At 52.8% G+C, this 13,791-nt stretch carries 16 protein-coding genes; 6 read left to right on the forward strand and 10 right to left on the reverse strand.

From position 1 onward, the window contains the following. Positions 1 to 2: 2 nt before the first annotated feature. Positions 3 to 584 (reverse strand): TetR/AcrR family transcriptional regulator, encoded by a 582-nt coding sequence (locus tag ABJI30_RS07210; RefSeq protein WP_348016508.1) that lies wholly within the window; start codon positions 582 to 584, stop codon positions 3 to 5. Between the two features lie 119 nt (positions 585 to 703). Here ABJI30_RS07210 and ABJI30_RS07215 point away from each other — a divergent pair, with 119 nt between their 5' ends. The 4 genes from ABJI30_RS07215 to ABJI30_RS07230 all read left to right on the forward strand — a co-directional run bounded on the left by ABJI30_RS07215 (position 704) and on the right by ABJI30_RS07230 (position 3,890). Next, a complete protein-coding gene (locus tag ABJI30_RS07215; protein WP_348016509.1) occupies positions 704 to 1,072 on the forward strand; it encodes a hypothetical protein in 369 nt (122 codons plus the stop codon). Between the two features lie 13 nt (positions 1,073 to 1,085). Beyond that, positions 1,086 to 2,531 (forward strand): carotenoid oxygenase family protein, encoded by a 1,446-nt coding sequence (locus ABJI30_RS07220; RefSeq protein ID WP_348016510.1) that lies wholly within the window; start codon positions 1,086 to 1,088, stop codon positions 2,529 to 2,531. 62 nt (positions 2,532 to 2,593) lie between these two features. Further along, the gene (locus ABJI30_RS07225; RefSeq protein ID WP_348025419.1) at positions 2,594 to 3,103 is read left to right on the forward strand and encodes a hypothetical protein; all 510 of its coding nucleotides are present in this window, start codon (positions 2,594 to 2,596) and stop codon (positions 3,101 to 3,103) included. 70 nt (positions 3,104 to 3,173) lie between these two features. Next, the gene (locus tag ABJI30_RS07230) at positions 3,174 to 3,890 is read left to right on the forward strand and encodes an SDR family oxidoreductase (protein WP_348016512.1); all 717 of its coding nucleotides are present in this window, start codon (positions 3,174 to 3,176) and stop codon (positions 3,888 to 3,890) included. A 52-nt stretch (positions 3,891 to 3,942) separates the two neighbouring features. Here the strand turns inward: ABJI30_RS07230 and ABJI30_RS07235 are convergent, their stop codons facing one another. From ABJI30_RS07235 to ABJI30_RS07250, 4 genes are all read right to left on the reverse strand, one after another. Continuing rightward, a complete protein-coding gene (locus ABJI30_RS07235; RefSeq protein ID WP_348016513.1) occupies positions 3,943 to 4,386 on the reverse strand; it encodes a GFA family protein in 444 nt (147 codons plus the stop codon). Then, positions 4,383 to 5,315 carry a fatty acid desaturase gene (locus ABJI30_RS07240; RefSeq protein WP_348025420.1) on the reverse strand — a complete coding sequence of 311 codons (933 nt, stop codon included), beginning with the start codon at positions 5,313 to 5,315 and terminating at the stop codon, positions 4,383 to 4,385. Before ABJI30_RS07240 ends, ABJI30_RS07235 begins: the two co-directional genes overlap by 4 nt. Before the next feature lie 217 nt (positions 5,316 to 5,532). Beyond that, positions 5,533 to 7,941: an EAL domain-containing protein gene (locus tag ABJI30_RS07245; protein ID WP_348016516.1), complete on the reverse strand. Its 2,409-nt coding sequence runs from the start codon at positions 7,939 to 7,941 to the stop codon at positions 5,533 to 5,535. Between the two features lie 118 nt (positions 7,942 to 8,059). Further along, the gene (locus ABJI30_RS07250) at positions 8,060 to 8,752 is read right to left on the reverse strand and encodes a purine phosphorylase (protein ID WP_348016517.1); all 693 of its coding nucleotides are present in this window, start codon (positions 8,750 to 8,752) and stop codon (positions 8,060 to 8,062) included. A 177-nt stretch (positions 8,753 to 8,929) separates the two neighbouring features. On the opposite strand from ABJI30_RS07250, the gene ABJI30_RS07255 reads away from it, so the two are divergent. Beyond that, the gene (locus ABJI30_RS07255; RefSeq protein WP_348016518.1) at positions 8,930 to 9,469 is read left to right on the forward strand and encodes an acyloxyacyl hydrolase; all 540 of its coding nucleotides are present in this window, start codon (positions 8,930 to 8,932) and stop codon (positions 9,467 to 9,469) included. A gap of 149 nt (positions 9,470 to 9,618) precedes the next feature. Here the strand turns inward: ABJI30_RS07255 and rplL are convergent, their stop codons facing one another. The 3 genes from rplL to ABJI30_RS07270 all read right to left on the reverse strand — a co-directional run bounded on the left by rplL (position 9,619) and on the right by ABJI30_RS07270 (position 12,063). After that, positions 9,619 to 9,993 carry a 50S ribosomal protein L7/L12 gene (gene rplL / locus ABJI30_RS07260; protein ID WP_348016519.1) on the reverse strand — a complete coding sequence of 125 codons (375 nt, stop codon included), beginning with the start codon at positions 9,991 to 9,993 and terminating at the stop codon, positions 9,619 to 9,621. Positions 9,994 to 10,039: 46 nt separating this feature from the next. Continuing rightward, on the reverse strand, positions 10,040 to 10,552 hold the full coding sequence (gene rplJ, locus ABJI30_RS07265; protein ID WP_348016520.1) for a 50S ribosomal protein L10: 513 nt from the start codon (positions 10,550 to 10,552) through the stop codon (positions 10,040 to 10,042). Positions 10,553 to 10,896: 344 nt separating this feature from the next. After that, a complete protein-coding gene (locus ABJI30_RS07270) occupies positions 10,897 to 12,063 on the reverse strand; it encodes a hypothetical protein (RefSeq protein ID WP_348016521.1) in 1,167 nt (388 codons plus the stop codon). 307 nt (positions 12,064 to 12,370) lie between these two features. Between ABJI30_RS07270 and ABJI30_RS07275 the strand changes: the two genes are divergently transcribed. Then, a complete protein-coding gene (locus tag ABJI30_RS07275; RefSeq protein WP_348016522.1) occupies positions 12,371 to 12,607 on the forward strand; it encodes a hypothetical protein in 237 nt (78 codons plus the stop codon). Positions 12,608 to 12,630: 23 nt separating this feature from the next. Here ABJI30_RS07275 and ABJI30_RS07280 read toward each other — a convergent pair whose 3' ends face one another. Beyond that, a complete protein-coding gene (locus ABJI30_RS07280) occupies positions 12,631 to 13,017 on the reverse strand; it encodes a GFA family protein (protein WP_348016671.1) in 387 nt (128 codons plus the stop codon). Positions 13,018 to 13,087: 70 nt separating this feature from the next. After that, positions 13,088 to 13,789: a 50S ribosomal protein L1 gene (gene rplA / locus ABJI30_RS07285; protein ID WP_348016523.1), complete on the reverse strand. Its 702-nt coding sequence runs from the start codon at positions 13,787 to 13,789 to the stop codon at positions 13,088 to 13,090. Positions 13,790 to 13,791: the final 2 nt, after the last annotated feature.

Consider the following 13,791-nt stretch of genomic DNA (forward strand, 5'->3'; position numbering starts at 1 on the left):
GGCTATCTCAATCCGAAGTTTGTCATCGACACGACCTTGCGAACCATATCGGCATCATAGTCGACCTGACCGTCGAGGATCAGCATAGCCAGCCCGTGAACCAGCGACCAGACATGGAGCGTTGCTGCGGTACGTGTTTCGATCGACATGTCATCCGGCATCATGGCCGTGATACCCGCGCGCAATTGATAGAAGGCTTCTCCCATATCCGTTCGCGTGTCCGCTTCAAGATCAACTTTGCCAACGCGGTCATAGATTAGGCGCAACAACGCTGGGTGGCTGACAGCCCAGCTGACGTAAGTAATTCCAATTTCGGCGAAACCCTCGATACCACCACCCACGGCCTGCGCTGCGCTGGCCTGATGTACGCCAAGTCGGTTCAGGCCTTCCATTGCAAGCGCATCCAGAAGCGCGTCCTTGTTCGGAAAATGCCGGTATAGTGCCGTTGCTGAAACTCCAAGCTCTCGAGCCAGCGCGCGCAAGCCGAGGTCTGGATGTTCCTGCTTTTCAATCTTCTCCATGCCCGCGGCGATGGCTGCAGAATGCAGATCTCCGTGGTGATAGGAAGGCTTCATCGCGTTCATCAGGCCGCATCCTCCGCAGTCAGCATTCTTATGTTGACACTGTTATCATATTGCTTCATGTTAACACTATAAACATTGCGAATCATTTTGCCAAGTGAAACCCGGGAAGGAATATTGGCATGCTAATATATGCATCTCTTACTGCGATACTTGGTATAGTCGTTGGCATTGCGCATAGTGTGCTGGGCGAACGCGTGTTGCTGGGTCCGCTGTATCGGGAACCGACAAGTGGTGTTCTGGCCAATCGGTCGTCACGCGATATTATTCGGGCGGTCTTTCATATCCCGTCAATCGCCTGGTCCGGGCTTGCGATCGCCGTGCTGATAAATCGCATGCAGGGCGGAAGCGATCTCTTGCCGCTGACCGCGATGATCATTTTTGCTCTGTCAGGCATCGGTAATCTCGCAGCTCTCCGACGGCCGCACCCTGGCGGCTTGATATTATTGACAATGGCCGCGGCGACGCTGGCTGATATAGAATTTAAATGAAGGAACAAATCTTATGGCTTCCGTAATCGAAAAAACTATCCGTTCCGCTGTCACACCCGTCATGGGCGCGGTGGCCAATTTTAATCGCAGACGGTTGAAGGCACCGGAAGGCGGTCATCCTTATCTGCAAGGCGTGCACGTGCCGATGAAGGAAGAAGAAACAATTTCGGCCATGCAGGTGACGGGAACTATCCCGGCAGAACTGGATGGCCGTTACATGCGGATTGGTCCCAATCCCGTGACGCCTCCCGATGAAGCAAGTTATCACTGGTTTACTGGCGAAGGTATGGCGCATGGTATCCGCGTGCAAGGAGGCGAAGCCGTTTGGTATCGCAATCGCTGGATACGCTCGAACGCTGTCAGCGATGCGCTTGGTGAAGAGCGTAAACCAGGCACACGCAATCCGCGCGCAGACACGGCCAACACCAATATCGTCGAAATTGGCGGCAAGACGTTTGCAATTGTCGAAGCAGGAGGTTTTCCTGTTGAGCTAACCGATGATCTGGAGACTGTCGCCCATAATCCGTTCGACGGTACGCTGACCAACGGTTTTTCCGCGCATCCTCATTTTGACCCCAAAACAGGTGAAGCGCATGCGATTGTATATGATGCACCCGTCGCCAACACGGTCTGGCATGTGGTCGTAGGCCCTGAAGGCAAAGTGACGCGGGAAGAACCAATTGCGGTGAAGGATGGTCCCTCTATTCACGATTGTCAGATCACCGAGAATAATGTGCTGGTTTTTGACTTGCCTGCTACTTTCTCGATGAAGCGAATGCTGGCGGGTTATGCCTTTCCCTATGACTGGAATCCAGATCATGGCGCGCGCGTCGGACTGCTTCCAAAGACCGGAACCGATGCTGATATCATCTGGTGCGAACTTGACGAGCCTTGTTATGTTTATCACCCCGCAAATGCCTTTGAGACAGATGACGGCAAAACGGTGGTCGATGTGGTCGTGCACGAAAGCACTTATGCCGAGACCGCTTTTGGACCCGGCGGACAATGGTCGCGGTTTGAGCGCTGGACCATCGATCCGGTCACCAAAAAAATCGATCGCAAGATACTGTCCGACCGCCCGCAGGAGTTTCCGCGTTATGATGAACGGCTGACCAGCCAGCCTTATCGCTATGCCTATACGATTTCGCTGGGCGGCGAACAGGGTGATTTTGATATCGCCGGTACGGAGTTGCTTAAACATGATCTGCAGTCGGGAAAAACGTTATCACGCGATTTCGGTGAAGAGCGTCACCCCGGCGAATTTGTCTTCGTTCCCCGCAGTGATGATTCAGGTGAGGATGAAGGTTGGTTGATCGGACTGGTTATTGATGCCGAAAACGAAACGACGGAATTGACCATACTCAACGCCGATGATTTCCTGGGCGAGCCGCAGGCCGTGATTCATGTCCCTCACCGCATCCCTCCTGGATTTCATGGCAACTGGGTACCCTCCAGTTAGCGGCGAGGATTGACAAGGGCTCCCCCAGTGCCTGATGTACTGAAAAAAGGGAACTCAGATCGATGTTAGATGCCGCAATGAAACGATTTCTGGTGTCAGCGGTGCTTGTATCGGGGCTGCTTACTGCCACCAATGCGGGAGCCTATGAACCCGGCAATCAGGCGCTGCAACTTTGGAATGATGAAGGTATCGCCAACTCCCCGCAATGGGTCCAGACCTGGTTGATGGTCATGCTCGCCAGCTTCGCAGTTGGGCTATTGTTTGTCTGGAAGCGGGTTGAGGCGCGCTGGGTAGTGGGCGGCTTCATCACAGCAATATTGCTCAGCCGATTGGGCATTCCCGCACTCGGTATCGTGAAACTGTCGGGGCTGGTCGCGCTGGTACATCTGATCTTCTGGTCGCCCGGACTGTACCTGCTGCTGAAGAACCGGCCATTTTTGACGGAGCGGTCTTTTTATGCCCTTTGGTCTGCGCTGATTACGGTGGTTATTCTCTTTTCCTTTATTTTCGATGTCCGGGATGCGGTAATCTATCTCGACTATGTCCTAGGTCTCGGCTTGATCTCTGCCTAACAAAAACGCGGCTTGCCCGGCGGCGTACCGTGACCGACATTGCGACAGGATTGGCCAGCAGGAGACGGACATGAGAACGGCAATAGTGACGGGAGCATCAAGCGGTATCGGTGAGGCGACGGCTCGCAAACTGGTGGCTGATGGATATAATGTCATGCTGGCCGCGCGGCGTACCGACCGGCTCGAAGCGATTGTTGAGGAGCTGGGAGAAAACTCGGCCTTTCACGCCACGGATGTCAGCAGCCGCAAGGATCAAGAAGCGCTGGCGGCGGCCACAACGGAAAGATTTGGACAGGTTGATGCCCTCGTCAGCAATGCCGGAATCATGCCGGTTTCGCTTATCGAAAAAGGTGATGTCGAAGACTGGGACCGGATGATTGATGTCAATTTGCGCGGCGTATTATACGGGATCAATGCCGTTCTGCCCCAGATGATCGAGCGCAAGGATGGCCATATCATAATCATTTCCTCCATTGCGGCGCTCGAGACTTTCCCCTCCAGTGCAGTCTATTCCGCCACCAAGGCGGGCGTGCGGTCGTTGAGTCACACATTGCGCAAGGAAATGACCGCCCATGGAGTGCGGGTCACGACGATTTTCCCGGGCGGGGTGAAGACCGAGCTGGGCAGCAGTATCAAGGATCAGTCAGTGCTGGAAATGATGGGCGGCGTGTTCGATTTCGAATTTCTGGAACCGGAAAATCTCGCCGACAGCGTTGCTTACGTACTGGGGCAGCCGCCGTCTGTTTGCGTCGGGGAATTGATGATCCGGCCCACGGGGCAGGTCTAAGTCTCCCTGGCGTAACACGCCCCGGTTCGCGTTGTAGTTGCCGAATTGATCTTCATTCAGAAGACGATCGATCTCGCCTTTCCGAACCAAATCCTTCCGAAAACTGCGGGGCGTCGTCGGTGATGGCGACCCAGGGTGCTTTTGAATCCACGAAGATATGAGCAGCAAAATTGCGGTGACCGGGATCATCATCAAGCAAGCCGGCCGGTACAAAGAATAAATTGCTCTTTTGTCCGTCCAGCGGAAGAGGGCTGCCGCATGTCTTGCAGAAGGTCGAGTGCCAGCCATTGCTGTCGGGCACGTGATACGCGGCGATCAGATCCTGGCCATTGGTCCATTCAAAATTTTCACGGGATGCATGGAAAACGGAGTTTCCATTGGTGCCGGAAACTTTCCTGCACTTTGAACAATGACATTGTCCAATTGGTCCGGGAGGCCCTGCAATGGCAAATGAAACGCCGCCACACAGGCAACTACCTCTGATCTTGTCCGTCATATCCCTTCCAGTCGGCATCCACGTTGCTCCAAAATGTCCCGCATCTCGCGGTAGGCCGCTGGCGTGTCGGTCAGCGGAATATAGGGGTGAAGGTGATGGATGATGTGATATTGCATGCCCATCGAGCCGACATTGCCCCAGCTGCTTTTGAACGCGCGCGTATCTTTGTATCTTCCCTGACCATCGCCTGGATGATGGGGCGCCCAACTGAGGAAAAACTGGATATAGGTCAGACCAATCTGGCGCGGCAGCCACCAAAGGAGAACGGCTTCCCAGACATATCCTGACAGCGCCAGACCAAATAAAATGCCGAAATGAGCGATCTGATAGATTGCTCCATCGATCAGTACATCCGGTCGCTCGATTTCCTGCAGGATCACAGCATATTTGTTGAAGCCGCCTTTGGCACCCGGCTGCCGATTATGCATCGATTTCACAATTGCCTGCCACGGCCCCGGTGCCAGAGAGCTGTGATCGGGGTCTTTGTGGGGGTCGTTGGCATGCAAGTGGTGCTGGATGTGTGTCAGTTTGGCTGCGCGGTAGGGCAGGGCCAGCGGAATGGTTGAAACATGGCCTACCAACTCGTTCAGCCAGCGCCACTTTGTGCCTCTGCGGCCAATAATATCATGTTGCGCTTCATGAGAAGGCAAATAGCAAAGCATCACATTGAACGTTGCGATAACAAACCCAAGCCATAGCGGGACAAATCCCATGAAAACCAGCGGCCAGAGGGACAGCCAGACGAGTAGATTTCCGATTCCCCAAATGACTGCTTCCCAAGGAAGCCGCTGGGCGTATTTGCGAGCAATGGCCAGTTCCTGTTTTCGTAACTGCTGTGTCCGGCCCTCCGGAGACATGTTCTGCTGACTGCCCGTCATCGCACCCTCCAGGCGATCCAGCTTCCCCGCCACTGGGCGTAAAGGCCCCATGCTCCGCCCAGACCAAATCCAAAAAGGAGTGGGGACAATCCCCATGGCGGAGACCACCCGGTTAACTGGATGAGCGCGGTGAACACGGGCCCGACAAACCCGATTCCAAATAATAACGGCATGAGATAGAGAATATTTTTGAGCAAAAACACCATGCGTATGCATAACGAATTACGTGCGTATATGCAAAACTACTGACAGCATTGTTAGCAAATGGTCAGCCCGCATTTTTTTTGAGATCGTCAGCAGACAGCGATTGCTGCTCCTGTACAGGGAGTTCTTTCAATTCTTTCACAACTGCTGATGCGTTTTTCAGGCCATGATCCGACCGACCGACGATATCGCCCGCAGGCACGGCTTTGCTGAAAAGATATCCTTGAACCTGGACACAGCCATCCTCTCTCAGTTGATCCAGCTGACCATCGCGCTCCACACCTTCGGCGGTTGTAACCATGCCCAGGCTGGAGGCGAGACTGGTAACAGCGCGGATAATCGCGCGACAATCTTCGCGACTATCGACATCCTCGACAAAACACCGATCGATCTTGATCTTGTCGAAAGGGAAACTTCTTAGATAGTTGAGTGAACTGTAACCGGTTCCAAAATCATCCAGAGCGATCCGGACACCCAGTTCCCGGATTTTGTGGAGAATATCCACATTATGCTGGCTGTCGCTCATCAGGACGGACTCAGTTATTTCAAGCTCCAGTCGGTTGGGAGTAACGCCGGTGGCCGCCAGTGCGTTTATAATCGTTGGCATCAGGTTCGGGCTGCGCATTTGGGAAGGCGACAGATTGACGGCCACACTGAGATGCTCTGGCCAATTCCTAAGTTCCTGAAGTGCCGATCGCAGCACCCATTCGCCGAGCTGGACGATCAATCCGGTTTCTTCAGCGACAGGAATAAAAATGTTCGGCATGATCATGCCTTTTTCCGGATGATGCCACCGCAAGAGTGCCTCATAGCCTATTGTATCGCCGGTTTCGACGTTGACCAGCGGTTGATAATATAGCTCGAGTTCATTGTTTTGCAGAGCCGATCGAAGGTCCAGTTCGATATTCCGGCGATCCTGAAATGCCGTGCCCATGGATTCTTCGAATAGTGAGACACAACCGCGGCCATTCGCTTTGGCGTGATAGAGCGCAATATCGGAATATTTTAATAGGTCATCGGCATTTGATGCTGCGCCAGGGCACAGCGCAATGCCGATACTCGCACCGGATCGCACCGGCTGCCCTTCGATCATGATCGGCTTGGACAGTTGCTGAATGATCCGGCTTGCATTCCGCTTGGCCTCTGCCCCGGATTGAATGTTTCTCAGGGAGACCGCGAATTCATCGCCTCCGAGGCGTGCTACCACATCCTCGACGCCAATCGCATTTTCCAGTCGATTGGCAACCGCTTTCAGCATCAAATCGCCAGCGCCGTGGCCCAGGGTATCATTGACTGTCTTGAAATTGTCGAGATCCACATAGAGTACCGCAAGTTTCTGGTCTTTTTGGAGTCGCGCGATCGATCTCTGCAAGGATTGATTGAACAATACCCTGTTGGGTAGATCGGTGAGGCTGTCAAAATGAGCCAGATGCGCAACGCGGTCTTCGGCCATTTTTGCACTGGTGATATCTGCCGCCACACCGCGAATATGCCCGCTTAACCCATCAGGTGTTTTCATGCGACGACCGGACAGCTTCCACCAAAACTGTTTTCCGCGAATGGTGATAGGAACCGCCACATCGCGAAACGTATTGCCGGAATCCAGCGACTGGATGAGGAAATTTCGTTCCGTGCTGTCATCAAAAAGGTCAATCAGTTTCATTCCGCGCAAATCGCTGATCTCGACCGCTGCTGCTGACGCAAATCGAGCAGAAGGATCGATAATCAGTTGATCGGCATCGATTTCCCAAAGCCAGTCCGAACTTTGTTCGGCATAATCATGGAGCAGCAGTTTAACGGTTGCTGCATTGCTGCGCTCCTTGGCCGCATGAATGTGGCGTTGCGCAAAGTTAAAAAAGAACAACCGGTAAATGTAACTCGTTCCAAGTCCGAGGAGAATCAGCATGCCGACCCCACCGCTAGCGGGCAAGCCCAGCAGGAAGAGATAGGCGCTGGCGAAACTCGTCGTGCTAATGACAAGATAATATGTCTGAGCTTTTGGGATGCTGCCATATATAAAGCCGCCGAGAATGAGATTGGCAGCAGAGATAATCGCGACATCAAATTCATTGGGTATTTGACCAAATGCCAAAGGCAAAGCCAGTATAGAACAGTTGCCGATGGCGGCGATGATTGATTCCAGTTTGATGGTTCTGATCGCGCCTTCAAACTCTGCCGGCGCAGGATCAGCCATTTCGTGACGCAAGTAGGTGCGGATGCTCAGAAAAGTCATCACAGCGACAAAGAAAAGGCTGCCCGCGACAAATATGGGATCCGCATAACGAAACAATTTGTCGATCATGTAAATGAGGAACGGGATGAGGATCAGTGCGCCGATCCGTGATATTAGGGCAAAGGACTTCAGTTGTTCCCGGATAACAGAATCATGGGATTCAAGGCTGGCATCGACCTTGAAATTCCAGATCTTTGCCTGTGCCGCCAGGAATCGACGATATGTTAACTTTTCGCCCACTGGGCACCACCTTTTTTCTACAGTTGTAAACTATAGAACGGTCGAGCGGTTGAGGGCTTAAATGTCCAAGTGCAGACTTGCCACTATCGGCCATGCGCGAGTCAGGAGTTCTGCCCGATCATAAAAGCTGGATGAACTGCGCCGCAGCGTTCGCAGCGCGTGTTGCTGAACGTGTCAAATTTTTGTGAAAGTCTCCAGAACTGTCGCCATCGGCCTTGTCGGTGGTGGCCTTGATGGCTGCCCAGGGAAGATCGAGCAAATGGGCGACTTGAGCGACGGCTGCAGTTTCCATATCCACAAGGTCCGCGTTCAACTCATCCCGCAGATAGCCCGATCGTTCCGGGCATTTCACGAAGCAATCGGCGGTGGCAATGCGGGCCAGCGGCAAATCCAGTGCGGGCGGGATCGCAAGTGCCGCGAAGGGAGACCAGTCGGCAGGACCGATCGGCCAGGCACCCGCATTATAGTGCGTAAATCCAGCATTTCCGGTGGAATTGTTCAGGGTACCGTAATCAGCCTGCAGCGACTGGTGCAGATAGAAACAATCGCCTTCAATGGCGCTAACCTGTCCGGCAGTGCCGATGACGAGAAAAAGGTCTGGCTGACAATGTTGATACATGTACATGGCTGCGGCGGCGGCGTGCACTTTACCGATACCGGAACATAAAATGGCGATTTGTTTACCACAATGGTCAACTTTTCGAACCGGCCCGAGGGGGCTGTCGTGACGCTCGGCGACACGGTCTGGCAGCAGAGCATCGGCTTCTTCCTTCACCCCTGTAACTACTGCTATTCGGCCAATTTTACTCATTTTGGATCTCCTGCAATGCGCCGATCTCTAGTTGCGGAGCCGTTAAGAATTGTCAATCACCGTGACCCAAAAAGAGACTGGAGCTGTAACCCGCTTTCTGTGCGGGATGCAGGGCAATATAATCGGCGCATAACAAAGACACGGGCATCAATCACGTGTCACAGGAGTACCGTCATAATGAAGAAATCCGTCACCTTTTCTGTCGCCTTTATAATATCATTCCTTTTTGCTCAGCCAGCTCTAGCAGACGAGATCTACGCGGGCGTCGCTGCCCATGCCGTCGACACCCCCTTGTCCATGGGAACAGGTGAAGGCGGAACCGATTTCCAGATCGGTTATCGCGGAGACGGGATTGAGGCACTGTCCTTTATCGGATCGCCGTCACCTTATGTGTTCGCATCGATCAACAGCAAGGGTGACACAAGCATGCTGGCGGCAGGGGTCAGCTGGAAATTTGGTGACAAGATCTACATTCGGCCCGGAATTGGGCTGGCAATCCACGATGGCCCTTCTTTCCGGATTGCAGACGATGGATGGCAGACCCAGCTTGGTTCGCGCGTGTTGTTTGAACCGGAATTGTCGGTTGGTGTGCGTTTGTCGGAACGTGTCGATCTGGAAGCCAGCTGGGTTCATGTCAGCCACGCAGGGCTGTTCGACAGAGGCCAGAATCCCGGCATCGACAATATTGGTTTGCGTCTTGTGATTAAGCTACCCTGATCTGACGGTGATCGGGTAGTGATTGGGGCGGTCTCCACATGGAGGTCGCCCCCTTTTTATCGCCAAATTACATAAGAAACGGCATGAAAAAGGGCGGCTTCCGGATCGGAAACCGCCCTTTTGCTGTTACTTTGGGTAAACCGAATGGCTTACTTGAGTTCGACGGTACCGCCAGCAGCTTCGATCTTGGTTTTGATCTCTTCAGCTTCGGCTTTGTTAACGCCTTCTTTGATCGCTTTAGGTGCACCTTCAACGAGAGCTTTCGCGTCGGTAAGACCAAGCTGTGTGATGGCACGAACTTCTTTGATCACCTGGATTTTCTTGCCGCCGTCGCCGGTAAGAATGACGTCAAATTCGTCTTTCTCTTCAGCAGCTTCTCCGCCGCCTGCAGCAGCAGGTCCGGCAACTGCAACAGCAGCTGCAGCAGATACGCCCCACTCTTCTTCAAGAGCCTTGGACAGTTCAGCCGCTTCCATCACGGTCAATTTTGAGAGTTCTTCAACTAGTTTTGCTATATCAGCCATGTTATTTACGCTCCAAATTTTCTAATCAGATTTGAGTTAAGTTAAATTATTCACCCGCAGCGGCGTAAGCGCCGACTACACGTGCAAGGGCTCCAGCTGGTTCCTTGACCACCCGTGCGATTTTCGTTTGTGGTGCAACAAGCAATCCAACAATCGTTCCGCGCAGTTCGTCAAGAGATGGCATGGAGGCCAGAGATTTCACGCCAGCTTCGTCCAGAAGGGTGTCGCCCATTGCGCCACCAACGATCTCGAGAAGATCATTGGATTTTGCAAATTCGACTGCGATTTTTGCAGCCGCCACCGGGTCATCCGATGTAGCGAGTGCGACCGGCCCCTTCAGCATGTCGCTGATCGGTGCATAGTCGGTGCCTTCAAGAGCGCGCAAGGCGAGGCGGTTTTTTGAGACTTTGAAGCTGGCGCCTTCTGCACGCATCTTCGTCCGAAGCTCAGTTGACTGAGAAACGGTGAGACCCAGATTGCGTGTTACCACAACAACGCCGGCCTCTTTGAAGGTTGCGTTCAGAGCAGCAACAGCATCGGCCTTTTGACCACGATCCATATTTTGCTCCTTCACGTGGGCGCTGGCCGAAACCGACGCCCAATTCTCTATTATCGACCTCCTGAAACAAGTTCAGGATGACGAGCGAAAGGATTGATCGAAACCAATCCTGTATAATCCGAAGGGGGGTTTTGGTTGTTTCGCCGCGAAAAAATCGCTGGTCGCCAACCCGTGAGTTTCCTCACGAAAAAACTGATCCCCGTCTAGGCTGGAAATTAAGAGAGGCATATTCCTCTCACCGGCTGTCTCGGACGGAAATTGCGATTCCTTTTGGGGAGTCACAATTTGTGCAAGCGCATTAGCGCAAGAGCGACAGATGTCAAGCGTTGTAGGTGTCGGTTCGGCTATTTGATCCTGACCCGAAAGACAAAGTCGATCTGGGGACTGGTCGATCCATGATCGAGCACACCGCTCGGATTGATGCAGATGTAGCGGATGTCTGACCGGAAACTGCTGTCCAGAGGTATGGATACACAATCATCAAAATCGGAAGGAGCCGAAGTGCTGGTGCTGTAACGCAAATTCGTTGCGGGATTGAATGCGATCCCACTGCCAGCGATTTGTTGAAAGCCAACAGGGGCTACGTCCGCAAATGTTTCGTTCCCGCCATCATCGATATCACCGTTCCAAAATTCTACGTCGCTTGGAAGGTTATCGACAATGAACAGGGAATTGGAATCTGTTGAATCATTACCATTATTTTCTATCGAGATCGTGTAATATATTTCATTCCCGGGGATCGAGAATTTGCCGATGCCTGCGGGGTCCCAGGCTGTCGAGTTCTTTTCGACGGATATGACGGGAATGCCCTGCGTGGTTCGAACATTGTAGATACCAACCAGCTCGTCTTCCAGACCGTACCAAAGGACGCTTGAGATATAGACGCCAGCTTCGATCAGACTGGCGTCGACAACCATGCCCAGAAAGCCAGGCGATGCGTCGGTCGAAACGGCAGGACCTGCGACATCGACCGTAGCACCATTGCTGAGGAAAACACGGATGGCCGAGCGTTCGACGTTGGTGGTGCCGTTTTCATCGTTCCAATCGACATAATCCAGTGCAAAGCCGATAGTCTTTCCGGACGGAGTAAAAACCATTTGCGCATTGCCTGCACCAGCGTTCGAAAATGCACCCACAATCCCGGGAACTGCTGGTGCAAATGCATTATAGTCCAGGCAAGGTGTTGGAAAGGAGCCAAATGGGTCGTTCAGCTGCGGACAATAGCCAGACGCGCCGAACGAGCCCGCACTGGATGCAACGACTGAAAAGCCATTCCAGGTATCTCCGCTGGTTTGCGACATGCCGAAGTTGCTGCCCACCGATGAAAAATCTTCGAAGTTTGAAGTGATTCCAGTTCCCGGCAAAGCGGAATTGTAGCTTGCAAGCGAACTATGTGTGGATAGTGTCTGGGCCTCTGCTGCGGTGATTGTCCCCGGCAGGAACACCGCAAAAAGCAATGTAACATTCAGATATTTTAGCAATGTCTGCATGCCAACCTTACCCAAATCCATTCACTTGTTTGTTCCAGATGACTGGTGCGCCCGGCGCCCGATCGCACGGGGTGTACCCGCATCGAACTGACGCAATCGCTCCAGCATTTCAGGAAACGGATTCTTTATGAAAATTTTTAGGATGTGGATCATTTGTCTCGGGAGTGAGCGATTATCGGCTGCGTTGGCATGTATCTTGCTGATTGTTGGGGTGTGCGGACCGTGAAAGTCTGCGCAGAAAGGTCAGCTCACAATTTCAAATTGTAGCTAAAATTTTGGTTGAATATGCCGTTATGCCTTTCAGGCACGCGGTTTCTTGGAGGTTCTGATGACTTATACGGTTCCGATATGGCTAATTTTGGTATCGCCCATATTCTCAAGTCCGGGGATGGTTGCCAATGCGCCGCAATTGACCCGATCAGCGGGAATCGATGTCGAAAGGGCGACGCATCAAGCGCCAGTTGAAGCAAGATTAGCGGATCATGCTGACCCGAATTGCGGAACGATTACACTGGACTTCAAGGTTGGTGGCCGCGCGCGGTCACAGGTGGCCAAAACCTGTTGAAACTGACCGCAGTGCTTTGAGCGCTACTGATCCTTTTGTAATGTCCCTTCTTCGATCTGATAGTAGTCGCCTTTATCTCTGACGAAGATGTGGCTCCACAGCTTCGTCCCGGTTGGCTGGTCAAATGCACCCATGGCAATGGCTAATTTGTCTTGCTGAACCGGATCCCAGAACAGGAAAGAGCCACAAGTTTTACAGAAACCTCGGCGGACCATTTCTGACGATTGATACCAGGTGATATTATCCTCGCCGGTGATAGTGAGCCTCGGCATCTCGACATCGGTTGATGCCCAATAATGGCCTGATTGCTTGCGACACTGGCTGCAATGGCAAGCGTCCGCTTCTGCAAGATCGCCACTTACATCGATTTTTATGGTGCCGCACAAGCAGGATCCCTCATGGCTCATCATATTCTCCAACAAAAAAGGCCGGGATTGCGCCCGGCCTTTTTTCTAACGTATCATTGTTCGAGTTTCCAGCTTATGCGCCTTCAATCTCGTTCAGGTCAATTTTCAAACCAGGGCCCATGGTCGTGGTCAAGCCGATTTTCTTGACATATTTGCCTTTCGCGCCGGTTGGCTTGGCTTTGACAACCGCACCGACCAAAGCATCGAAATTCTTGCGAATATCTGCTTCCTTGAAGCTGGTTTTGCCAATACCGTTATGGATGATACCCGCTTTTTCAACGCGATATTCGATTTGTCCGCCCTTGGCATCCTTGACCGCTTGCGCGACATTCGGGGTGACGGTGCCGAGTTTCGGGTTTGGCATCAGGCCTTTGGGGCCAAGCACTTTACCGAGACGACCGACAACGCCCATCATGTCCGGAGTTGCGATCACGCGATCGAAATTGAGGTCACCACCTTGCATGGTTTCCATCAGATCTTCTGCACCGACGACATCGGCGCCAGCTTCTTTCGCTTCATCTGCTTTCGCATCCTTGGCGAAAACCGCAACACGGCTGTCTTTGCCGGTACCGGAAGGCAAGCTGATCACGCCGCGAACCATCTGGTCAGCATGGCGCGGATCAACACCGAGGTTGATGGCAATGTCAAAGGTCTCGTCGAACTTCGACTTGGAGGCGAGAGTTTTCAGCGTCTTGATGGCATCATCAATGCCATAGAGCTTTTCACGATCAACCGCTTCATTCGCAGCTTTTGCGCGTTTGGTGAGTTTAGCCATGT

Source organism: Parasphingorhabdus sp. (assembly GCF_039968395.1).
Classification (GTDB): domain Bacteria; phylum Pseudomonadota; class Alphaproteobacteria; order Sphingomonadales; family Sphingomonadaceae; genus Parasphingorhabdus.